18 protein-coding genes are annotated in these 21935 nt (G+C 63.1%); 6 read left to right on the top strand and 12 right to left on the bottom strand.

The window, feature by feature from the left end:
* Genes NN5_RS03090 through NN5_RS03080 form a run of 3 tightly spaced genes read left to right on the top strand, consistent with a single transcriptional unit; the run spans nucleotide 1 to nucleotide 2002 of the window.
* Nucleotides 1-1053, top strand: coding sequence for a class I SAM-dependent methyltransferase (locus NN5_RS03090; protein WP_067732589.1), 1053 nt, complete (start codon nucleotides 1-3; stop codon nucleotides 1051-1053).
* Nucleotides 1053-1544 (top strand): DUF2306 domain-containing protein, encoded by a 492-nt coding sequence (locus NN5_RS03085; RefSeq protein WP_067732588.1) that lies wholly within the window; start codon nucleotides 1053-1055, stop codon nucleotides 1542-1544. The genes NN5_RS03090 and NN5_RS03085 overlap by 1 nt, the downstream gene beginning before the upstream one ends.
* A 5-nt stretch (nucleotides 1545-1549) precedes the next feature.
* Nucleotides 1550-2002: a YiiD C-terminal domain-containing protein gene (locus NN5_RS03080; RefSeq protein ID WP_067732587.1), complete on the top strand. Its 453-nt coding sequence runs from the start codon at nucleotides 1550-1552 to the stop codon at nucleotides 2000-2002.
* Nucleotides 2003-2058: 56 nt separating this feature from the next.
* Here NN5_RS03080 and NN5_RS03075 read toward each other — a convergent pair whose 3' ends face one another.
* The 5 genes from NN5_RS03075 to NN5_RS03055 form a co-directional block, all read right to left on the bottom strand.
* Complete coding sequence (locus NN5_RS03075) at nucleotides 2059-3831, bottom strand: bifunctional metallophosphatase/5'-nucleotidase (RefSeq protein WP_067732586.1); 1773 nt, start codon at nucleotides 3829-3831, stop codon at nucleotides 2059-2061.
* A gap of 446 nt (nucleotides 3832-4277) precedes the next feature.
* Nucleotides 4278-4679: a metallopeptidase family protein gene (locus NN5_RS03070; protein WP_067732585.1), complete on the bottom strand. Its 402-nt coding sequence runs from the start codon at nucleotides 4677-4679 to the stop codon at nucleotides 4278-4280.
* Between the two features lie 45 nt (nucleotides 4680-4724).
* Entirely contained in the window at nucleotides 4725-5855 is a 1131-nt protein-coding gene (locus NN5_RS03065) for a glycerophosphodiester phosphodiesterase family protein (protein WP_067732584.1), read from the bottom strand.
* Between the two features lie 133 nt (nucleotides 5856-5988).
* Complete coding sequence (gyrB, locus tag NN5_RS03060) at nucleotides 5989-8517, bottom strand: DNA topoisomerase (ATP-hydrolyzing) subunit B (protein WP_067732615.1); 2529 nt, start codon at nucleotides 8515-8517, stop codon at nucleotides 5989-5991.
* Between the two features lie 138 nt (nucleotides 8518-8655).
* On the bottom strand, nucleotides 8656-9828 hold the full coding sequence (locus NN5_RS03055; protein WP_157080980.1) for a hypothetical protein: 1173 nt from the start codon (nucleotides 9826-9828) through the stop codon (nucleotides 8656-8658).
* A gap of 261 nt (nucleotides 9829-10089) precedes the next feature.
* Between NN5_RS03055 and NN5_RS03050 the strand changes: the two genes are divergently transcribed.
* The 3 genes from NN5_RS03050 (at nucleotide 10090) to guaA (ending at nucleotide 13807) form a co-directional block, all read left to right on the top strand.
* Nucleotides 10090-11526, top strand: a complete 1437-nt coding sequence (locus tag NN5_RS03050) for a M20/M25/M40 family metallo-hydrolase (protein WP_084384703.1) — start codon at nucleotides 10090-10092, stop codon at nucleotides 11524-11526.
* A gap of 401 nt (nucleotides 11527-11927) precedes the next feature.
* Nucleotides 11928-12176: a hypothetical protein gene (locus NN5_RS25600; protein WP_157080979.1), complete on the top strand. Its 249-nt coding sequence runs from the start codon at nucleotides 11928-11930 to the stop codon at nucleotides 12174-12176.
* A gap of 71 nt (nucleotides 12177-12247) precedes the next feature.
* Entirely contained in the window at nucleotides 12248-13807 is a 1560-nt protein-coding gene (gene guaA, locus NN5_RS03045) for a glutamine-hydrolyzing GMP synthase (RefSeq protein WP_067732581.1), read from the top strand.
* Nucleotides 13808-14294: 487 nt separating this feature from the next.
* Here the strand turns inward: guaA and NN5_RS03040 are convergent, their stop codons facing one another.
* From NN5_RS03040 to NN5_RS03015, 7 genes are all read right to left on the bottom strand, one after another.
* Entirely contained in the window at nucleotides 14295-15323 is a 1029-nt protein-coding gene (locus NN5_RS03040; protein ID WP_217998565.1) for an alpha/beta fold hydrolase, read from the bottom strand.
* A 41-nt stretch (nucleotides 15324-15364) separates the two neighbouring features.
* Nucleotides 15365-15958, bottom strand: a complete 594-nt coding sequence (locus tag NN5_RS03035) for a TetR/AcrR family transcriptional regulator (RefSeq protein ID WP_067732579.1) — start codon at nucleotides 15956-15958, stop codon at nucleotides 15365-15367.
* An 83-nt stretch (nucleotides 15959-16041) separates the two neighbouring features.
* Nucleotides 16042-17355: a hypothetical protein gene (locus NN5_RS03030; protein ID WP_067732578.1), complete on the bottom strand. Its 1314-nt coding sequence runs from the start codon at nucleotides 17353-17355 to the stop codon at nucleotides 16042-16044.
* Between the two features lie 49 nt (nucleotides 17356-17404).
* On the bottom strand, nucleotides 17405-18274 hold the full coding sequence (locus NN5_RS03025) for a sulfotransferase family protein (RefSeq protein ID WP_245656192.1): 870 nt from the start codon (nucleotides 18272-18274) through the stop codon (nucleotides 17405-17407).
* Nucleotides 18275-19170: 896 nt separating this feature from the next.
* Nucleotides 19171-19392: a tyrosine-protein phosphatase gene (locus tag NN5_RS27145; protein WP_281190393.1), complete on the bottom strand. Its 222-nt coding sequence runs from the start codon at nucleotides 19390-19392 to the stop codon at nucleotides 19171-19173.
* A gap of 202 nt (nucleotides 19393-19594) precedes the next feature.
* On the bottom strand, nucleotides 19595-20674 hold the full coding sequence (locus NN5_RS03020; protein ID WP_067732576.1) for an alkene reductase: 1080 nt from the start codon (nucleotides 20672-20674) through the stop codon (nucleotides 19595-19597).
* Between the two features lie 4 nt (nucleotides 20675-20678).
* On the bottom strand, nucleotides 20679-21860 hold the full coding sequence (locus tag NN5_RS03015) for a DUF1214 domain-containing protein (RefSeq protein ID WP_067732575.1): 1182 nt from the start codon (nucleotides 21858-21860) through the stop codon (nucleotides 20679-20681).
* Between the last annotated feature and the right edge of the window lie 75 nt (nucleotides 21861-21935).

The raw sequence follows: 21935 nt of genomic DNA, 5'->3' as shown, positions 1-21935 counted from the left end.
ATGACTCGGGGCGGAGAGCCGCTCGCGGCTGTTTTCCAGCGGCTGATCGCCAACTACGGGCCGGTCACGCTGCAGCACTTCATGGGCGAATCCAACGCCCGCTACTATGCCGGGAAAGACCCGCTCGGCAGCGCGGGCGATTTCATCACCGCGCCGGAGATCAGCCAGATGTTCGGCGAGCTGATCGGGCTGTGGCTGGCCGACATCTGGATCAGGGCCGGACGCGAGGGGCCGTTCCACTACGTCGAGCTGGGGCCGGGGCGCGGCACTCTGGCGCGCGATGCGCTGCGGGCGATGGCGCGCTGCGGGCTGACGCCGCAAGTCCACCTCGTCGAAGCATCCACCGCGCTGCGGGCCATCCAGCGGGGCGCGGTGCCGCAGGCGCAGTGGCATCATGACGTCGCCAGCCTGCCCGAGGACGCGCCGATGCTGGTCGTCGCCAACGAATTTCTCGACGCACTGCCGGTACGCCAGCTGGTGAAGACGCCGCAGGGCTGGCGCGAGCGGATGGTGGATTTTCAGGCCGGCCGCTTCCTGCCGGTCGCCGGGGACAAGCCGATGGACGCGGCAGTGCCGCCCGCAATGCGCGAGCAGGCGGACGGCACGCTGATCGAGACCTGTCCGGGCGCGGCGGCGGTTGCCCATGACATTGCCGGACGGCTGGCCGGGCAGGGCGGCGCGGCGCTGTTCATCGACTATGGCTATGACCGCAGCCAGACCGGCTCCACGCTGCAGGCGCTGAAGGCGCATACCAAGGTCGATCCCTTCGCCACGCCGGGCGAGGCGGACCTCACTTGTCTGGTCGATTTCGCGGCCATGGCCGATGCCGCGCAGGCGGGCGGGGCGCGCCATCTCGGCACGGTGACGCAGGGCCATTTCCTGCGCGCGCTGGGGATCGAGACCCGCGCGGCCAATCTCGCCGCCGCGGCGCCGCATCATGCGGCGGCTTTGGAGGCCGCGAAAGACCGGCTTATCGCGGAGGATCAGATGGGCACCTTGTTCAAGGTGATGGGCCTCGCCGCGCCCGATTGGCCGGACGGCGCGGGGTTCTGATGACCGAGGCGCATATGTCCACCGCTCCCGACAAGCTGGAAAAGCTGCTGGGCGCTCTGGCGCTGGTGCTGCTGGGCTTTATCGCCGCCGCCGTGCTGCGCGGCATGGGCGATTGGGGCCTGGTTCCGGCCGTTGTCTGGTTGCACCTTTCCACCGTCGTTGTCGCACTGGTGCTGACGCCCGTGCTGCTCTGGCGCCGGCGCGGCACACGGGGGCATCGCCAGCTCGGCTATGTCTGGGCCGGGGCGATGCTGATCACGGCGGTCGACAGCCTGTTCGTGCGCTTGCAGAACCATGGCCAGCTCAGCCCGATCCATGCACTTTCGGCGATGACCATCGTGCTGGTTCCGGTGCTGGTGATCGCCGCGCGCCGCCACGACGTCTATCGCCACCGCCGGACCGTGCGCGGGCTCATTATCGGTGCGCTGCTGATCGCCGGGTTCTTCACGTTCCCGTTCCACCGGCTGCTTGGCCGCTGGCTGTTCGGATAGGCGCGATGGACCCGGAAGAGCTTGGCGAATACCTGCACCGGCAGATCCCGCTTTCGGCGGCCATGCAGGTGGAGGTTCGGTCGGCCACCGCGCAATCCGTCGTGCTCACAGCGCCGCTGGAACCCAACATCAATCACAAGAGCACGGTGTTCGGCGGCAGTGCTTCCGCGCTGGCGATCCTTGCCGCCTGGTCGCTGGTGCATCTGCGGCTGGTGGAAGAGGGGCTGCCGAGCGAAGTGGTGATCCAGTCCAACCAGATGGACTATGGCCGCCCGATGCAGGGCCCGTTCACCGCCTCATCGATGCTGGCGGACGAGGCGGCCTGGGCCGCGTTCGTGAAGACGCTCGCCCGGAAAAGGCGCGCGCGGATCGAAGTGCATTCGGTGCTGACTTGCGGGGATACCGAAACGGGCAGGCTTACAGGCCGGTTCGTCGCGTTCCTGCGGGACGGAGCGTAACAGATTTATCCCCCTCCTCTTCAGAGGAGGGGGAGAGGCTTATCACCCCCCGATCTTCACCCCCCGATCTTCACTGCGCGCACTTCGGCCGGGACCTGCCGCACCGGCACGGCGGCGATCCACTCCTGCAAGGCCACGTTGTCGATGATCCCGCGCACTTCGTCCGTGCCCTGCTTGAAGGTGGAGAAGCCGTCCCCGCCCTCGGCGAGGAATTGGACCACGGTCACGCGGTAATCGGCCTTGGGATCGATGGGCTTGCCGTTCAGCGTCAGCGAAACCACGCGGCTGCGCGAAGGGCGGGACATGTCGAAGGTGAATTTCAGGCCGGCCGAGGCCGCGAGGACCTGCTTGGCACCGTCATCGTCCAGTCCGTCCTCGATCACCGCGCGGACCTGCGCGCCGGTGAGTGTCATTGTCACCAGGTCGTTGTTGAACGGCTGCACCATGTAGATCTGGCCGAAAGTCACGGTGCCATCGGGCGCCGGATCGATCGGGGCGCGGATGCCGAAAGGATTGGTGAAGGCGATCTGCGCGCCGGCGCTCTTGCTGGCATAGAGCTGGCCGTCGGCGATCAGGTTGCCGAGCGGGCCGCCCTCGTTGCTTTCGCCAGAGGGCTTGGCGGCGGGGCCGGAGAGCTTGCCCACCGGGCGCGCGATCAGGTCCTTGGCGTCCTTCACATAGGCCGCCACATAGCTGGCCACGTCCGCACGCGGGCTGAACTGCGGGTAGAGCGCGGTATTGGGCACATCGCCGCGCCCGCTCGCATAGCCTTCCGACTGCACGATCACATTGTGCGCCTTCTTGGCGATGACGCGGTGAGTGGCCGGATCGATGGTGAGCGTGATGTCCGTCACCAGCTTGCCGTAAACGCCCGCGCTGGTCAGCAGGATCGGATCGCCGGGCCGGGTCTGGCCGTACTGGCAGACATATTGCCAGTGCGTGTGGCCCGAGACGACCAGATCGACACCGGGGTTCAGGTGGTCGAGGATCGGCTTGATCGCGCCGGTCAGATCGTCACAACCGTTCGGGTTCCCGCCGGTCGTGTAGCCGCCCTGGTGGATCAGCACGACGACGGCATCGGCGCCTTCGGCCTTGAGCTTCGGCACTTCGCGGTTGATCGCCTCTGCCTCGTCGCCGAAAGTCAGCCCCTTCACTTCATCGGGCGAGACGAGCGTGGGCACGTCCTTGAGCGACAGGCCGATGAAGCCCACCGTCACCTTTTGCGCGCCCGTGCCGAAGCTCTTGAGCCCGGTGGCGGGGAACAGGGTGGTGCCGTCGGCCTTGTAAGTGCTGGCGGAAAGGTACTTGTACCGCGCGCCCTGGAACTGTTCGAGCTGGCAGGGCTGCAGCCGCGTGTTCTTTTCGCACCCGCCGTTCTGCAGGCGCTGCAATTCCTTCCAGCCGCGGTCGAACTCGTGGTTGCCCACCGCGTTGAATTCCAGCCCGATGCGGTTCATCACGCCGACCGCCGGCTCGTCGAGATGCAGCGAGGAGGAAAGCTGCGAGGCGCTGGTCAGGTCGCCCGCGGCCACCACCACATGATTAGGATGCTCGGCCTTGAGCTGGTCGACCGCCGATGCGAGCCAGGCCGCGCCGCCAGCCGGGACCGGGATCGATCCGCCCTTGCCGTCCGGCGCGGATACCGCCGCCTTGGGCGGCTCCAGCGCGCCGTGGAAGTCGTTGATGGCAATGATCCCCACGTCCACCGGCTGCACGGCGGGAGCGGCTACCTGATGCGTGGAGGGAGTTGTGGCACAGGCGCCCAGCAGGGTGAGGGCAGCCAGAGGAGCAATGTGCGGGGCGATGCGGGGGGGAATCCGGAAAAGCATGGCGACGCTCTATCGCATGGAAGCGTGACGCTCCAGCGACCAAATTGCGCGCGGGGCGTGCGGTTTTCTCATGCCGCTTCCCGGACACCAAATCCCATCCGTTCGTGTCGAGCGAAGTCGAGACACGCCGACGTCGCGGTGTCTCGACTTCGCTCGACACGAACGGGGACGGATAGGGCAGTATGAAGATCTGGAGGGCGATCGTCTTTGAATGAACCCTTCGTCATTGCGAGCGAAGCGAAGCAATCCAGGGCGGTTTGCGCTCGCTCTGGATTGCCGCGGCCCTGCGGGCCTCGCAATGACGATTCAAGGTAAGGCGATCACGTTCCAGTCACGTGAATCGGAAGTTCGCATCCCAATTCCACGTCGCCCCCGCCTTCGCGGGGGCGACGAATTGTGAGGCGAACTTTGGCTCCATCAGACCAAGGGCTGAATCCCCACAGGCCCTAACGCCCGCCCTCTTCCAGCGCGTGCATCTGCGCATCGCTGAGGCCGAAGTGGTGGCCGACTTCGTGCACGACGACATGCGTCACCAGATCTTCCAGCGTCACGTCCGTCTCACACCATTCGGCGAGCAGCGGCTGGCGGTAGAGCGTGATGCGCGGGCGGAATTCGCCCGAGGCCCACACGCTTTCCTCGCTCATCGGCCGGCCGTGATAGAGGCCGGTGAGCTGGAACGGATCTTCCAGCCCCACCGCGTGCAGCGTCTCGTCGTCGGCGAATTCCTCGACATGGACCGTGATCCCGTCGAGGTGTTCGGCGAAGGGAGAAGGGATGCGCGCGAAGGCGGCATGGGCCAGGGCTTCGAAGATGGCGGGGCCGGGGGCGGAGCCGAAACGGGTCGTCATCGGCGCATGATAGGATGAAAGAGGCGCGGCGTCTTGCGGCTTGCGTCAGCCGTCCACCGCCGCGCGGCCGATCGCCGGATCGTCGGTGAAGAAGGCGTCGAGACCGACGGCGAGGTAGGCGCGGATTTCGGCCATGCTGCCTTGCGGGTTGCGTGCGCCGTCGCCTTCGCCGTTGCGCAAGTTGGCGGGCAGGAAGTGGTTTTCCGGGCGGAAGGTCCATGAACAGACCAGCAGGCCGGCCGCATGGGCATTGTCCATCAGCGGCGTCGGCGTCGCCGAAAGGGCACCGTCCTTGTCGCGCGGCAGCAGGGCGAGGTTGTAGGGCGAAATCCAGTCCGCATAGGCGGCCATGTCCGCGAGCCCGCGCGGGGTGTGCATCTCGTCGTAAGTGGGGCCGGAGCCCTTGGCGGCGAGATCGGCCGGGCGCACCGGGGCCGGGACGGTGAGCTGCATGAGCTGGACATTCTTCTGCCCGGCCAGGCGCTCGCGCAGCCACTTGAGGTTCGAGACTTCGAAGCTCTGGATGATCAGCGGGGCGGTCTGCAGGTAAGTGCTGGCGGCAATCCGGTCGAGCAGGCGCTGTTCGAGCGGCAGGCCGATCCCGGCGAAATAGGTCGAATGCTTGATTTCGGGGATCAGGCCGATCGTGCGTCCGCGCGCGGCAGCTTCGGCGGCGGTGAAATCGGCGATTTCCTCCAGCGTGACGATCTGGAACTGCCCGTCGTAGCCATGGCTTTCCGGCCGCAGCGGACCCAGCCGCTCCTTCGCGCGCAGCGACTTGATCTCGGCCAGCGTGAAGTCCTCGGTGAACCAGCCGGTGATGGTCTCGCCGTCGATGACCTTGGTGGCCTTGCGCGCCGCGAAGGCGGGGCGGGCGGAAACGTCGGTGGTCTCGGCGATGTTGTTTTCATGCCGGGCGATCAGCACGCCGTCCTTGGTCGAAACCAGATCGGGTTCGATGAAGTCGGCGCCGTCCGCGATGGCCTTGGCATAACTGGCCAGCGTGTGCTCGGGCCGCAGCGCGGGCGCGCCGCGATGGCCGATCACGATCGGCTTGGCGGGACGTTTCAGAGGCGGGTGAGCCGTGGCGGCGAAAGCGCCCGGCACATGCACGACTCCTGCCGTGGCCAGCGCGCCGCCGATCAGACTGCGGCGGGAGATGTCGAACTGGGGCATGGCTGGTCCTTTTGGCGCGCAAAGATCGCCGCATAGGCGGGACCGATGACAGTCGCGGGACAACTGCCCCGCAACCTCGGCCAACCAACGCCCCCCACCCGTTCGTGTCGAACGGAGGTGGGGGGCGAATGGCTCAGACGTCGAGGTTCGCCACGTTCAGCGCGTTTTCCTGGATGAAATCGCGGCGCGGTTCGACCACATCGCCCATCAGGCGGGTGAAGATCTCGTCGGTCACGTCCGCATCCTCGACCTTCACTTGCAGCAGCGAGCGGTTTTCCGGGTCGAGCGTGGTTTCCCAGAGCTGCTCGGCGTTCATTTCGCCAAGGCCCTTGTAGCGCGAGATCGACAGGCCCTTGCGGCCCGTGGCGAGCACGGCTTCGAGCAACTGGCTCGGGCGGGTGATGACCCCGGCCTGCGCGGTGGGGCGGGCGGCTGCGGTTTCCTCGCCGTCATCGCCTTCGGTTTCCGCGGCTTCGCTGGCGGCGGTAATGCGCACGAGGCGGGCCGTGCCTTCGTAGATCTCGGCGTTCTCGGCGGCGAGGCGGGCCAGCTTGCGGGCCTCGGCGCTGGAGAGGAAGCTCGCCTCGATCTTGTGGTGATCGGTGACGCCGCGCCACAGGCGCTCGATTTCGACGATGCCGTCTTCGGAGAGGCGGGCGGACCACTTGGCCTCGCCATCGCCGCGGTCGAGCCAGGCAGCGGTCTTTTCGAGCGCGGCCGCGCGCGCCGTGGCGGACATGTCCGGCTCCAGCGCGCCGGACAGCGCCAGCGTTTCGACAATCACCGGATCATAGCGGCGCGGCACGAAGGCCATGAGGTTGCGCAGGCGGATCGCGTGTTCGACCAGCGCTTCCAGTTCCTTGCCGCTGCGGGCGCCGCCCGAGGTTTCCAGCATCCGCCCGCTGAGACCGGCCTCGACCAGATAGCGGTCCAGCGCGGCGTTGTCCTTGAGGTAGACTTCGCTGCGGCCCTTGGTGACTTTGTAGAGCGGCGGCTGGGCGATGAAGAGGTGCCCGGCGCGGATGATGTCGGGCATCTGGCGGTGGAAGAACGTCAGCAGCAGCGTGCGGATGTGCGCGCCGTCGACGTCGGCGTCGGTCATGATGACGATCTTGTGGTAGCGCAGCTTTTCCAGGTTGAAGTCGTCGCGGATGCCGGTGCCCATGGCCTGGATCAGCGTGCCGACTTCCTTCGACGAGATGATGCGGTCAAACCGCGCACGCTCGACGTTGAGGATCTTGCCCTTGAGCGGCAGGATCGCCTGCACCTTGCGGTCGCGCCCGCTCTTGGCGGAGCCGCCGGCCGAGTCACCCTCGACCAGGAACAGTTCGCACTTGCTGGGATCGCGCTCCTGGCAGTCGGCGAGCTTGCCGGGCAGACTGGCGATGTCCATCACGCCCTTGCGGCGGGTGAGTTCGCGGGCCCGGCGCGCGGCTTCGCGCGCGGCGGCGGCGTCGATGACTTTCTGGATGATCGACTTGGCGATAGCCGGGTTCTCTTCCAGCCAGTCGGTCATCTTCTCGCTCATCAGCGCTTCGAGCGGCTGGCGCACTTCGGAGCTGACCAGCTTGTCCTTGGTCTGCGAGGAGAACTTCGGGTCAGGCAGCTTGACCGAGACGATTGCGGTCAGGCCTTCGCGCATGTCATCGCCCGAGAGCGTGACTTTCTCTTTCTTGAGCAGGCCCGAACGCTCGGCATAGTTGTTGAGCGTGCGCGTCAGCGCGGCGCGGAAGGCGGCGAGGTGGGTGCCGCCGTCGCGCTGCGGGATGTTGTTGGTGAAGCACAGGACGTTTTCGTAGTACGAATCGTTCCATTCCAGCGCGACGTCGATGCCGATCCCGTCCTTCTCGGCCGAGATCGCGATCGGTTCCTGCATCAGCGCCTGCTTGTTGCGGTCGAGGAACTGCACGAAGGCCGCAATGCCGCCTTCGTAGAACAGGTCGTGTTCGGCCACTTGCTCATGCCGCTTGTCGCGCAGCAGGATGCGCACGCCCGAGTTGAGGAACGCCAGTTCGCGGTAGCGGTGCTCCAGCTTGTCGAAATCGAACTCGGTGACGTTCTTGAACGTGTCGGTCGAGGCGAGGAAAGTGACGCGGGTCCCCTTCTTGAAACCGTTCTGATCGGAGTTCTGCTCCACCTTCGGAGCATCGCCCCTGACGATCAGCGGCGCCACGGCGTCGCCGTGCTCGAAGCGCATCCAGTGCTCCTTGCCGTCGCGCCAGATGGTGAGTTCCAGCCATTCCGACAGCGCGTTCACCACCGAGACGCCCACGCCGTGAAGGCCGCCCGAGACCTTGTAGGCATTGTCGTCGCTGGTGTTCTCGAACTTGCCGCCCGCGTGGAGCTGGGTCATGATGACTTCGGCCGCCGAGACACCTTCTTCCTTGTGCAGGTCGGTGGGAATGCCGCGCCCGTTATCTTCGACGGAGACCGAACCGTCCGGGTTGAGCTCGATCAGCACGAGGTCGCAGTGGCCCGCGAGCGCCTCGTCGATGGCGTTGTCCGAAACCTCGAACACCATGTGGTGCAGGCCCGAGCCGTCGTCGGTATCGCCGATATACATGCCGGGACGCTTGCGCACGGCGTCGAGGCCCTTGAGGACCTTGATCGAATCCGCGCCGTAGGTGTTCTGATTCTTGCCGCTTTCGGGTTCTGTAGCCATGCCGAGCATATAGGGTTTGCGCCCGCCAAACCCAAGCAAAAGCGGCTCCGCAGCGGGGCTTTTCCACAAGGTTGGGCGGCGTCCCGGTTTTCATGGCCGGGCCTTTCGCAGGGTTTCAGGGGGCGGTGCTGTGCTTTCCTACAAGCCGAGGTAATCGACCGGCGAAGATTTCGGTTTGATAATGAGGTCGCGCATATGGTCGATCTGTTCTTTGGTTTGCCAGCGCGATCGCGGGAGGAATTCGATTTTGTTGCAGGTGTCGATCCGCTCTGCGCGTACTGCGTTCAAATTGCCCGTGGGATCGTCAATGCTGATGGGGATCATCCTGCAGCTGTCGCGCAAATTGCGCATCAGTGCCATGAAGGCCGCTGGCTGAATTCCCGTATAATACGAGTTCTGATTGTCCTGTTTTCCGATGAACAGTTTATCGTCATTGAGTCCTAGGCATTCCAAAAACTGCGAGACGGTTTCATTTTTGCTATATTTGGCCTTGTTGCACTCTACCGAGTTGCGAGCAAGAACTTCGAGTCCGGTGCGATGGGTGGCTGCGCCGCTGTGCAATCCGTCGAGCGTTTTTACCGAGAAGCTGAAAGCGGCGGATACTGCTGACACGAGGTTGCCCGACGTAACCTGATCAAGGAACTGCTTTGCCTGCTTTTGCGGCAGTGCTGCCATGGCGAGGCGGAACAAGCGTTTTTCAATCATGGGCAGGTCAGTTTCGAAGTTCACGCGATAGCTGAGGCAGCCGCCGGTATCGGGGCTGTCGTCAGGCATCGTTGTCGGTGCTTCCTTTGCGTCATCTTTGGTGTCGTTTGCGGGCTGCCCTGCCAGCATGTTCTCGATTTTACCTGCGCTGTCCGCTGCCGAGGTTGCAGCTGCCTGCGCGATGGCGGCGTTCGCCTGTGCTACCTGTGCGCTGTCACGGGCTGAGCGCGCATCCGTTTCGAACTGGTCGGCTAGCATTTGTATTTCGCCGGACAGGACCTGGCGGGCAGGCTTTGCTTCAGGGGGATTTGCTCCATGCATGGGAACGGGGCAGGCGAGGTTCGGTGTTGCGCCTCCGGGCTTGAGATCAAAAACCTGATCCAGTTGGTAAATGTCGCCTGCAACGATGTTCAGTTCGTCCGAGGCTGCAACGAGGTAGTTGACATAGGCTTCGTTCTCGCGGGAATCGCGCGCATAGACACTGCCGCCGCGCGCGACCATATCGATCAATATCGCATAGCGAAGCAAGGCGAGTTGTTTCGATCCACTCGCGTCGAACATGCGTGTGTCGAGAACATCACCGACGACGCCACCGGAATGCCGCAAGTCTTTGGCAATATAAGTGCAGCCTGATGTTAATGTGGTCGCTGCAGTCAGTATGCAAAGCCAGAATCGTCTCAATTTTAAGACTCTTGTATTGTTATATTCGAAGCGAGAATATTGCAGAATCAGTGTGGCGTCGAAAGTTAAATATATGACGCAAGGTGGCTGGAGAGGGCGGGGCAATTCGCGCGATCAGCAGTTGCCTTCTGCGGCAAATGTGCTTGTATCGCGCCGTTCCCACAGCATGACATACAGGGGTGCGCGATGCGTAAGGGTTTGATGACAATGGCTTGCGGGGCTCTGCTCCTGTCTTCGATGACCGGAACCGGGGCAGGTGCGGCCGAACCTTCGGCGCCGATGCCGAAGCTGCGCGCGGACCAGCAGGATTTCTTCGGTCTCTACAAGGAACTGATCGAGACCAACACGACCGTTTCGCATGGCAGCTGCACCGAAGCGGCCGCCAGGATGGCGGCCCGGCTCAAGGCGGCGGGGCTCAAGGATGACCAGCTCACGGCGTTCTTTACCTCCGATCATCCCCGGGATGGCGGGCTCGTCGCGGTCTATCCCGGCACGGACAAGCGCATGAAGCCGATGCTGCTGCTGGCGCATCTGGACGTGGTCGAAGCCAAGCGCGAGGACTGGGTGCGCGATCCGTTCAAGCTGATCGAGGAGAACGGCTACTACTACGCGCGCGGCGCGGTGGACGACAAGGCGATGGCCTCGATCTGGGTGGACACGCTGGTTCGCTTCGCCAAGGCGGGATACAAGCCCAAGCGGACGATCAAGCTGGCGCTGACCTGCGGTGAGGAGACCAGCGGGGCGTTCAACGGCGCCGAGTGGCTGGCCCAGAACCGCAAGGACCTGATCGACGCGGCGTTCGTGCTTAACGAAGGCGGCGGCGGCCGGACCGATGGCCATGGCAAGCTGATGGTCGAGACGCTGCAGGTGGGCGAGAAGGCCTATCAGGATTTCACCCTGACCGCGACCAACCCCGGCGGCCACAGCTCGCAGCCGGTGCCGGACAATGCGATCTACGAGCTGTCCACCGCGCTGCTGAAAGTCGGCGCTTACGAATTCCCGGTCGAATTCAGCGACACCACCCGCGCCTTTTTCACCAAGGCGGGCAAGATGCGCGGCGGGGAAACCGGCGCGGCGATGCAGGCGCTGGCCGCCAATCCCGGTGACAAGGCGGCGCTGGCGATCGTCGATCAGGACAAGATGCTGCACTCGATGCTGCGCACGACTTGCGTTGCCACCATGGTCGATGCCGGGCACGCGCTCAACGCGCTGCCGCAGCGGGCCGAGGCCAATGTCAATTGCCGGATGTTCCCGGGGCGCACGGCCGAGGAAACGCAGGCGGCGCTGGTCAAGGCGATCGACGATCCGCGCATCACTGTCGATCTGCGCGTGAAGGACAAGCCGATCGCCTCGCCGCCGCCGCTCGATCCGAAGATCACTGGCCCGGTGGAAAAGATCGCGGCGAAGTATTTCCCCGGCGTTCCCGTGATTCCGTCGATGTCGACCGGCGCGACCGATGGGGTCTATTTCGGGGCACTGGGCATTCCGGTTTACGGCGTGCCCAGCGTCTGGGTCGATCCGGATGGCAATGGCATCCACGGCCTCAACGAGCGGGTCGAGGCACGGGCGCTCTATACCGCGCGCGATTATCTCTACGATCTGGTGAAGGCGCTTGCTGGCTGACGGTGCCGGCTGACGGTTGCGCCAACTGACCAAAACAAAAGGGCGGCCTTGCGGGGCCGCCCTTTTTGCTTGTGCCCGGCGGGACCGCCGGGCGCGGGGATCAGGTGTCAGGTTCAGGTGCCAGATTCAGGCAAGGGTGATCGCGAAAGCGAAGGCAAAGGCGCCCAGAGCTGCCGCGAAACCGATCGACTTTTCAGCGATGGTCACAAGTCTATCTCCATTCACACAAGGGATTTCATATCCTTACCATGCTTAATATAAGCTAGGTTAGGATATTTGCAAGGGATAAAATGAAGGGGGTGCGAAAGTGCCGCGTCCGAAGGGGGCGGAAACGAAAAGAGCGGCCTTGCGGGCCGCTCTCGTCACACATGCAAAAGGGGTCTGATGGGACCTATTGCACGATGCGCATCCCTTCTCGCTCAGGCGAGGGTAAGCGCAAATGCCAGCGCGCTGACGCCAAGCGCCGCCGCCAGGCCGAACGTGCGTTCGACGATGGTCATTGTAATGCTCCTGCAAACATTGTTTTTTATTTTATCCGCGCCGGGCTCCTTTGGTCGCTCCGACGGCGGACGGGCGAAATAGGCTTCGCTGGAATTCTCGCAAATTCAAAAGCAACAATATTACTTGCAAGTTTTGCAATCATCAATTGAACGCCATGCATCTGCCTCCGGCGGCGTTCAGCCATCTGGACACCCGGCGCCTGTGCTATTAGGGGCCAGCCATGAGTATCCAGACTTCTGAATCCGTACTGATCGTCGATTTCGGCAGCCAGGTGACCCAGCTGATCGCGCGCCGCGTGCGCGAAGCGGGCGTCTACTCGGAAATCGCTCCCTTCAATGCCGCCGCAGAGGCGTTCAAGCGCATGAACCCGGCCGGGGTGATCCTGTCCGGTTCGCCGGCCTCGGTTCTCGATGAGAACGGCCCGCGCATTCCCCAGGCGATTCTCGACAGCGGACTGCCGATTCTCGGCATCTGTTATGGCCAGCAGGCGCTGATGCACCAGACGGGCGGCGAAGTGCTGCTCGGCGACTCGGGCGAATTCGGCCGCGCCTTTATCGAGATTCTGGACGAATGCGCGCTGTTCGACGGCATGTGGCAGGTCGGCGAGAAGCACCAGGTGTGGATGAGCCACGGCGACAAGGTGACGAAGCTGGCCCCCGGCTTCCGTCCCGTCGCTTCGAGCGCGGGCGCGCCTTTTGCGGTGATCGCCAACGACGAGAAGCGCATCTACGCGATGCAGTTCCACCCCGAAGTCGTGCACACGCCCGACGGCGGCAAGCTGCTCAAGAACTTCGTGCGCCATGTCTGCGGCCTCGCCGGGGACTGGACCATGGCCGAGTTCCGCAAGACCAAGATCGCGGAAATCCGCGAGCAGGTCGGCGACAAGCGCGTGATCTGCGGCCTTTCGGGCGGCGTCGATTCGGCGGTGGCGGCGCTCCTGATCCACGAGGCGATCGGCGATCAGCTCACTTGCGTCTTCGTCGACGGCGGCATTCTGCGCATGGGTGAGGCTGAGCAGGTCGTCAGCCTGTTCCGCGGCCACTACAATATCCCGCTGGTCCACGTCGATGCCTCGACCCTGTTCCTCAAGGGGCTCGAAGGCGTCACCGACCCGGAGAAGAAGCGCAAGTTCATCGGCAAGACCTTCATCGACGTGTTCGAGAACGAGGCGAAGAAGATCGGCGGCGCCGAATTCCTCGCGCAGGGCACGCTCTATCCCGACGTGATCGAATCGGTCTCGTTCACCGGCGGGCCTTCGGTGACGATCAAGAGCCACCACAACGTGGGCGGCCTTCCCGAACGCATGAACATGAAGCTGGTCGAACCGCTGCGCGAACTGTTCAAGGACGAAGTGCGCGAACTCGGCCGCGAACTGGGCCTGCCCGAGATCTTCGTCGGCCGCCATCCGTTCCCGGGGCCGGGCCTTGCGATCCGCATCCCCGGCGAAGTGACGCGCGAGCGCTGCGACATCCTGCGCAAGGCCGATGCGATCTACCTTGAGGAAATCCGCAACGCCGGTCTCTACGATGCGATCTGGCAGGCCTTCGCGGTGCTGCTGCCGGTCAAGACCGTGGGCGTGATGGGCGACGGGCGCACTTACGACAGCGTCTGCGCGCTGCGTGCAGTGACCAGCACCGACGGCATGACCGCCGACATCTACCCCTTCGACGCCACGTTCCTCAGCCGCGTCGCGACCCGCATCATCAATGAGGTGAAGGGCATCAACCGCGTGGTCTATGACTACACGTCAAAGCCGCCCGGCACGATCGAGTGGGAGTGAGGGGTAACTCTAGCGTAGATATACGCCAACTTGCTGCATGCTAAGTTTGCCGCTCCCTTCGGTTTAACCTCAAATCTTCTCGCTGAACATCCTGCCGTGAGAATAATAGCGCTGTCAGGTTCGCTGTGCCCCCCCCCCCGGCGGGGCAAGCCTGTGCGTTGTCAGCGAACGTCGGCTTGCCTCGCCTAGGGAGCCGTCAGCTCGCCGCGAGGCAAGGAAGTTGCGTGCTTGCGACGACCAATCGGCCTGCACGCTGACGACGTCCTGTCCGCCAACAGCCGTGAAAGCGGCAACGCGACCAGAGCGGTGTCGGCTAGGTTCGACGTGTCGCCAAGCACGCCGTTCAGGCGCCCGCCGATGGCTTTCACTGCAGCATCTGGTGAGTCCTGACGACGGCCGCTGATGAACACCGATGCGCCTCAGTAACCGACGCCGTTGCGGACATCGCACAAGCGTGCCGACGGTTCGAATTCATTCCACTCCGCGCCTAGAGACTTCGAAGGAAGTCCAGCAGAACGCGCGAGGTTTCCTGCGGACGTTCCATCTGCACGAAATGTCCGGCCCCTTCGATCAGCACGGTATCGCGCAGGTCGGGCACCCGGCGGCGCTGGATATCGAGGGCATCGGCTGCGATCATGCGCAGCACGATGTCCTGCGCTCCGGCGATAAACAGGGCAGGCACTTCGATATTGGCGTCGGCCCAGGGTTCGCCCAATTCCCAGTTGCGATCAGCCGTGCGGTAGGAATTGAGCCCGCCGATGAAATAGCCGCCCGGGTCGGTTCGCGTGAAGCCATCGACGAAAGTCTGGAAATCCTCTTCGCTCATCCAGTCCCACGGCAGGTCGGGTGCCTCGGGAAGCACGTCGAGGTAGCCTGTCCCTTCGCTCGGATGGTTGACGTAATTACCCAGCTTTCCCCCCGCGCTGAGCGCCCAGAACAGGCGCTTCAGGAATTCGGCCGGGAGAGCGCCAAGTTCGGCTTCTGCAGGTCCGATAGCCTGGAAGTAGTGGAGGTGGAGGAAATGCTGCTTTGCCGCCATGGCGAAAGCCTGGGTCGGCCGGATGCCGCCGCCCCAATCCATGTCCGTTCTTCCCTCGGGCGGCTTGCTACCCTGTCCCGACCGGCCGGCAAGGTCAAAATCGTAAGGGCACGCCATAATGACCACCGCCCTCACCCGTTCGCTGTGTCTGACGGCAAGGTTGCAGACCTGTTGCGCCCCGAAATCGTGGCCCACGAACACGGCCTCGCTTTCGCCCAGTGCATCCAGCAGCCCTGTCATGTCGGCCATGACCTGATCGGCGTCATAGGAAGCGACGTCGCGCGGCCTGTCGCTACCACCATAGCCGCGCTGATCGACCGCGATGGCGCGATAACCTGCCTCGGCAAGTGCCTTCATCTGATGACGCCAGCTATAGGCAAGGCCCGGAAAGCCATGGCAGAATACGACCGGCGCGCCTTCACCGGCGATCGCAACTTGCAGGCTGATGCCATTGCTTTCGACCATCCGATATTCCATTTCCACGGCCATCTTCCTTTCGGTATCCGGCTTGCAGCCAGCTACAGCGTACCGTTTTCAAGTTTACCCAGCTGACGATCGAATTCGGTCAGCAGGAAGTCGCGATTGTAGGATTGCTTGTCCGCCACGCTCAGGGTGCTAAGACCCGACAAGATATAGAAAAGGCGTTGTGCAGCCTGTTTCGCATCAATTGCAGGCGAAATTTCGCCAAGCGATTGCGCAACGATGATGTCTTCCTCGATGACCTTCAGCCAGATTTGCAGACGCTGGCGTTGTACCGTGTTGATGTCCTGGTCGGGCGAACTCCAGAACCGCAGGCGCAACCGCCATTCGTTTCGCGTCGTCGGGGACTTCGGCAAAGAGTACTCGAAGCGGGCACGCAGTGCGGCAAGTCCGCGCTTGCCGGCGACCGCCTTGTTGATCCGCCGCAAATAACTTGCGTTCAGCCAGTCGATCGCAGCGCCGACAAGTTCGGTCTTGTTCTCGAAATAATGCTCGATGAAGCCGCGTGTGGCGCCGGTGCGCTTTGCCACTTCCCGGATCGACGCACTTTCAAGTCCACGCTCCGAAATCACTTCGGCAGCAGCACGTGCAATCTGTTCTCGACGCTGTTTGGTATCGACGATCTTCGGCATACGACGAATTTCCCAGATGGCATGCGGCGATTGCACCAGGCGCGGTTATTCATCGCAATTACGTTAAGCCTCCCCGCTCCCGCTCAATCAGCGCCTGCAGGTTGGGGCGGGCGATGGCGCAAGTAAGCGCGCACCCGTTCGGCCCGCTGTATCTCGCGCTGGTCCGGATCGACGAAGACAGTGTTCGGCGCAAGGGCCGATTTCAGATCGGCAAGCTTGACCATCTCTGTCGGCCGCAAGGCGACTTTGGGGTCGGCCGGTCCAGTCAGCGCCTGCCATCGCAGGGCGATCATGCCGCTATCATGGCCCTGTGGTTCGAGCCAGTTATGGACGCCGGGATCGAGACGGGAAATGACATAAGTGTACGAGCCATCTGGGTTGGGCTTCGATTCCGCCAGATTGTAGCAGCTCAGATGTTCGAGATACTCGAACTGCACCCCCCACGGGTCGGTAACCTGGATATCCACCGCCAGCGCGCTCAAGGGTTCCACCGTCACCACCAGCGCTTCGTCGTCCGCGAGCTTGAAATGGCCCCCGCCGGCCAGTCCGCGTCCGCCCGGACGCGCGATTGCATGGGCTGAATTGACCGGCCCAACGAAGGTGTACTTGTCGAAGAAGGCGATCCAGAACCTGCCCTCGGCCAGGGCGATCTCCGCCGCGCGCTGCGCCAGCGCTTCGTCGCTCGGCATCGGCTGTGCCGGCGGGCCGTCGGTCCTGGTGATTTCGATCGAGTAGATATGCTGGGTGGTCCAGTCGGTCAGCAGGTCCCGCGTGACCAGGAATACATAGCCGACGGGCGGGACCTGCATATGATTGATGCGGCCATTGGCCGGCTCGGTATCGAGCGTGACGAGGAACGAACCGTCGTCGGCAAAAACCATGTCCTCGCCGTTCAGCGTGGCGGTCTGGGGCGACCCTTCCGGGTCGATGGTCGGTCCCGCCCCCGGGATCTCGGAGCGCGCCTCGAAATGCAGCTGCACCGGCCCGGGGCGCTGCACCTTGCCGGTGATGACATATTTGGAATTCACGTCGAGGATGACGTGCCGATATACCGCCTGGGGATTATCGATGCCGTAAGCTGCGCGCGGCACTTCCATGTCATGCCAGCAATGCGGTGCGCTTTCGAACCAGAGGAACGCCGGGTCGGCGGTCAGCGGCTCAAGCACGGCGTGATACACCGACATGAATGCGGTGGCCGAAGCGGCGCGATGCATGGTGGCCTGGCCGGTTGCAGTGGCGCCCAGCGGGTGGGCTGCGTAGAGCGCCTTGATCTGCTCTACCGCGTCGCGCATTTCGGGCCGTTCGAAAACACGTATGGCAAGCCGCTCGCGCTCGATCTGAGCGGTGGTTGCCAGTTCAGGATAGAGATTGCCTGATTGCGGCGAGGATGGCTGCATGATTGGTTCCTCTCTCATCATCGGAAATGCTGGACGATTGCCGCCCAGGCTATTCCGTCTCGGTCGGCACGTCGAAACGCTCGCGATAAGCGGCAAAAGTCTGACTGACCGCCGTTGGATCGAGGCCGAAATCTTCCAGCCGGTAACGATGGCGGCCATGGCCGCGGTCGCGTGGTTTGGCCGCAACATAAGCACTCATTCGCTCTGCAGCATCATCGGGCAGGTCGAGGCCAAGATCCTGGTAGGCCTTGCGTATCGTTGCCACCGGATCGCGCATGAAATCCTGGAACTTGACGTCGGTGATCTGGGATTCAGGCACGATTCCTGAGTCCCTCGTCTTGATCGCGACATCGAGCATATAGGCAAGCGCCTGCTCCATTTCGTGACCGAATCTGACGGGCTCGATGGTGTCGGTGCGCATCCAGAACAGGGCGCAACGCAGGCTGCTTTGCGAAGCCACGACCTTCAACGGATCGCGGTGCGTCATGATCACGCGCGCATCGGGATAGGTCCGGAACAGTTGCGGCAGATTCATCAGGTGGGTCGGCGATTTCAGCACCCAGCGCCGTTTCGGGAACTTCCATTGCAATATCTGGAGCACGCTCTTGTGCATTTCCCAGGCCGGCGCGCGATCCTGCTGGAACAGCCATTTCTGAAAGCTCGGCACGCCGTACAGCCCGATCATGTGATCCGACAGGATCGAGAAGTTGAACAGGAAGTCATCCTCCTGCGGCACGGCGCCCCCGCCCTCATGCATCTGCTTGTAGGGCGGTGCGATGTGCTCCCAGCGATGGACATGATGATCGGCTTCGCGGATGCGCGGATCGCTGGCATGGGTCGCCGGATCCGGGGGAGGGCAGGGGCGGAGCACTTCCCAGTGCAACAGGGCACGGTTGTTCAGCGAATCCTGCGCCAGCACTTCGTGCAGGATCGAGGTGCCGCTTCGTCCGGTACCGGTGATGAAGATCGGCTCGACGATCTGTTGTTCGCGGATCTCCGGATGCCGCTTGATGGTGTCGACCACCAGCAGGCGGTTGATCAGGTGATTGCGCAGTTCCAGTCGGGTCAGCCAGCGCCCGACCGGAGTCAGATCGCACTCGCTTTCCAGGCTGCGGCAAAGAACGCGCAAGCCTTCCTCGAAGGAAAAGCCGCCGAAATCGCTCAAGCCGGTCTTGCGCCGCGCGTGGTCGACCAGACTGTCTTCATCGAGCCTGAACGGTTGCACGCCGATACCGTTCAGGCACCTTCCGGCAGCATTCAACATCCGGATGTCAAGCGGTCGATCGCTGGGCGTCCAACCTTTTTGCATGGTAGCCCCTCTCCTTATGTTGCCTTTGGCTCAATGACTTTCCCATGGAAGATCACCGGCGCCGCCTTCGTTATTAAATGACACTTGTCATGTCAATTGTCGCCTGAAAGGCGCTGTCAGGCGAACTTCCGCCGTCAAGCGAAGGCCCTGATCCGGACTTCACCCCGCCCCGGTTGACGCGGCGTCTCGCTCCGCCATGACGGCGGCAACGCCTCGGCGGAAACGATCGACGGTCTTTACAAGGCCGAGATGATCCGCAGACGGAGGCATGGCGATCCTTGAAGCCGTTGAATACACCACGCTCCAATGGGGGGCTGGTTCAACAATCGCCGGATGGCGGGGTGCACCTGCACGGCCGGGAAGGCCAGACAATCGAAGTCATCGCGAGCAGCGCGATGGCTGCATGTCACGACACTCCAATCCCAGGGGATGCAGGACAGCTGGCAAGCCCGTCAGTAGGGCCGGTTCAAGCATGTGTTTGCGGATCGACGCGATTCCTGCATCGCTCAGGCGCAGCCCTCGTGAAGGTAGCCTTCAAGCGAGCCGTAACGAGCATTGATCGTGGCGAAGGAGGCGTCGAGCCATTCGGGTTCGACATGCGCGAGAACCGCCAATGCACCGGGTTCACTTGGCCCAGGCCTTCCAGTCGCTTGACAGGCTGACTGGTGGCGATGCGTCCAGCTACCGCGGCGTCGATGGTCTACTTCTGAGCAACCCCCGCCTGTGATCCCTCCGTGATCGATACGTATGGGCTTCCGAGTGTCCCGGCTATTGCCGTTGCCGCGCTCGCAGTCGGATCGCGCGCATGTTTGGTCTACAGAAACACCCGCGCCGCATCGCCACTCGCTTCGAGAAGCCGCCTTGTCCTACCTCAGCTCCCTTGACCTCGGGAGCCGACCGCCTGTGGCTGAAACATTTTGTCAACGCGCGCTAATCCGCCACGCCGCCCCCGATCTCTGCCGGAGGATACGTGACGTAACCTTCCGGTCCGGGACTGTACAACGTGTTCGGATCGAATTCCGCCAGCGGAAGTCCCTTGCGGAAACGAAGGACCAGATCGGGATTGGCTATGAACGGGCGGCCGAAAGAAACCGCATCAGCCGTCTTGCCGGAAATTAGCGTTTTTGCGCGTTCCAGCGTGATGCTTTCGTTCAGGATCAGTGGCCCCTGCCAGCAGCTCTGGGCCAGCGGAAGGCTCTCGATCTGCGGATTGGGCCAGTCAATCAGATGCAGATAGGCAAGGCCGAGCGGTGACAGGGTTTTCAGCAGAAGCCCGTATGTTTCAACCGGATCGTCATCATGGATATCGTTGAACGGGTTACCGGGACAGATCCGGAAACCGACGCGTTCACTGCCGATTGCTCTCGACAGGGCCTGAATCGTTTCCACGACGAACCGGATACGATTGGCCGCCGGTCCGCCATAGCCATCCGTTCGATGGTTGCTTCCGGAGGACAGGAATTGCGCGGGCAGGTAGCCGCTCGTGCAATGCAGTTCCACCCCGTCGAAGCCAGCCTGGACGGCATTGCGCGCCGCGCTGGCATATTCTTCGATGATGCTTGGAATCTCGTCCGTTTCGATTGCGCGCGGGGTGTCCAACGGAACCATGCCGGATTCGGTGAACATCTCCCCTGCCGCTTGTATGGCCGAAGGCGCGATGGTCTCTACTCCGGGCGCCTTGTTGAGATGCGAAGCGACACGGCCGACGTGCATGAGCTGCAGGACGATCTTGCCGCCTTCCGCATGCACCGCGTCCGTCACTTTGCGCCACGCCTTGATCTGCGAAGAGGAATGAATGCCGGGGGTGCGGCAATATCCCTTTCCCGCAGGGCTCGGCTGCGTGCCTTCGGTGATGATGAGCCCGGCGCCAGCGCGTTGCCGGTAATATTCGACATGCAGATCCGTCGGCACATCACCGTCACCAGCACGGCTGCGCGTCATGGGAGCCATGACCACGCGATTGGCAATCTGGATATCGCCCAGCATGCCGGGATCAAAAAGACTGGTCATGGCGTCACCATTTGAACCGTTTGACGACACCGCGGCGGCGCTCGTCGAGCTGTTCCCTTCGCGCTTCGGAGGTGATGCGCTTGACCGTCTTCGGAAGGTGGTCGAACAGTTCGCTCCGCTTCACCTGCTGCGCGGTCGGATAGGGATAGGAATCGGCCAGCAGCCAGCGGATCGTAAAATAACCCTCGCTGTGCCCCGATGGGTCGAGCCAGTTCGGCACGCCGGGATCATCGTGCGAGACCACCATGATCAGTTCGCCATCATCTTCAAGAATAGCATGATGGCTGTTCGTGCTGGAAAGGCGGTAGCGATAATCCATCGTCTCCCACCAGTAATTGCCGAATTCGACGGCCCAGTAATGCGCCTCGGGCGGCGTGACCCGGATGATGAGGGCTTCGTCCTCCGGCAATATCCAGTAGGCATGCAGCGCCCGGCCACCCGGCGTCGCATCGATCTTCTGGTTTTCGATCTCGAAATAGGCGAGGAACTTGTTGGGCTGCGCCTTCCACTTTTCCAGAAGGTCGGCCCAATAGGTGATCGACCATTTCATCCAGTGCGTTGCCGCGGCCAGCCCCTTGCTCACCTTTTCGGGTGTCAGTTGGGGAGGAGCCTGATCGCCGGTGATGCGGTCGATCCGCGCTTCCATTGGCGCCTCTCCTTCCCAGTCCGCGAAGAACTGGCGGAAGGTTACCCGAAAGCTGTCCGGAGTGGTCTTGATCCAGTTGCCGGGCTGCGGGTCCGGGCTGAGGAACAGTTCGAAATTACCGTCCGCGTCGGTTTCGAGTTCGTCCCCGAACAGCGCGCCGGCGACACCGCCGCCCCAGGGCGTGTTGCCGCGTTCAACGACCGTCACGCCGAAATATCTGGAGGAACCGCGCTTGCCGGAAATCCGGTAGGTGTCGGTGCCGTTGATCGGCCCGCCGACATAGAGCGCGTCCGTATTGTCGCCGCCTTGCTTACGGATCGGGTCGAAATAATGGAGCAGTTCCGGGTGCAACGGATCATTGTTCTCCAGTTCGAACATCAGCGCGAGGGCGATGTTGCGGGAAAGGAGCCGTATCGCTCCGGCACGATCGACGGGATTGCTGGCGGCGGTTTCGCGAAAGGCGATGTCTCCCGCGGATTTCAGGTCATCACAAAAGCGGTTCCACGCTTCGCGCAGCATGAGGTCTGCTTCCACTGTCATCGATCACGCTCCTTTGTCTGATTTGCCGCTATCGTCCGCATGAAGCGGGACCGCGGGCGGATGCTGTTCTTCCGG

The organism is Novosphingobium naphthalenivorans NBRC 102051, assembly GCF_001590985.1.
Lineage (GTDB): Bacteria > Pseudomonadota > Alphaproteobacteria > Sphingomonadales > Sphingomonadaceae > Novosphingobium > Novosphingobium naphthalenivorans.
This window is presented reverse-complemented; position numbering and strand designations above follow the sequence as displayed.

Excerpts from the sequence above, each read along its gene's own strand:
- NN5_RS03050 (WP_084384703.1), top strand. The coding sequence starts at position 10,090 with ATGCGTAAGGGTTTGATGACAATGGCTTGCGGGGCTCTGCTCCTGTCT.
- NN5_RS25600 (WP_157080979.1), top strand. The coding sequence starts at position 11,928 with ATGCGCATCCCTTCTCGCTCAGGCGAGGGTAAGCGCAAATGCCAGCGC.
- NN5_RS03080 (WP_067732587.1), top strand. The coding sequence starts at position 1,550 with ATGGACCCGGAAGAGCTTGGCGAATACCTGCACCGGCAGATCCCGCTT.
- NN5_RS03075 (WP_067732586.1), bottom strand. The coding sequence starts at position 3,831 with ATGCTTTTCCGGATTCCCCCCCGCATCGCCCCGCACATTGCTCCTCTG.
- NN5_RS03065 (WP_067732584.1), bottom strand. The coding sequence starts at position 5,855 with ATGCCCCAGTTCGACATCTCCCGCCGCAGTCTGATCGGCGGCGCGCTG.
- NN5_RS03015 (WP_067732575.1), bottom strand. The coding sequence starts at position 21,860 with ATGACAGTGGAAGCAGACCTCATGCTGCGCGAAGCGTGGAACCGCTTT.
- NN5_RS03070 (WP_067732585.1), bottom strand. The coding sequence starts at position 4,679 with ATGACGACCCGTTTCGGCTCCGCCCCCGGCCCCGCCATCTTCGAAGCC.
- guaA (WP_067732581.1), top strand. The coding sequence starts at position 12,248 with ATGAGTATCCAGACTTCTGAATCCGTACTGATCGTCGATTTCGGCAGC.
- NN5_RS03030 (WP_067732578.1), bottom strand. The coding sequence starts at position 17,355 with ATGCAGCCATCCTCGCCGCAATCAGGCAATCTCTATCCTGAACTGGCA.
- NN5_RS03020 (WP_067732576.1), bottom strand. The coding sequence starts at position 20,674 with ATGACCAGTCTTTTTGATCCCGGCATGCTGGGCGATATCCAGATTGCC.
- NN5_RS03090 (WP_067732589.1), top strand. The coding sequence starts at position 1 with ATGACTCGGGGCGGAGAGCCGCTCGCGGCTGTTTTCCAGCGGCTGATC.
- NN5_RS03085 (WP_067732588.1), top strand. The coding sequence starts at position 1,053 with ATGACCGAGGCGCATATGTCCACCGCTCCCGACAAGCTGGAAAAGCTG.
- NN5_RS03035 (WP_067732579.1), bottom strand. The coding sequence starts at position 15,958 with ATGCCGAAGATCGTCGATACCAAACAGCGTCGAGAACAGATTGCACGT.
- gyrB (WP_067732615.1), bottom strand. The coding sequence starts at position 8,517 with ATGGCTACAGAACCCGAAAGCGGCAAGAATCAGAACACCTACGGCGCG.
- NN5_RS03040 (WP_217998565.1), bottom strand. The coding sequence starts at position 15,323 with ATGGAATATCGGATGGTCGAAAGCAATGGCATCAGCCTGCAAGTTGCG.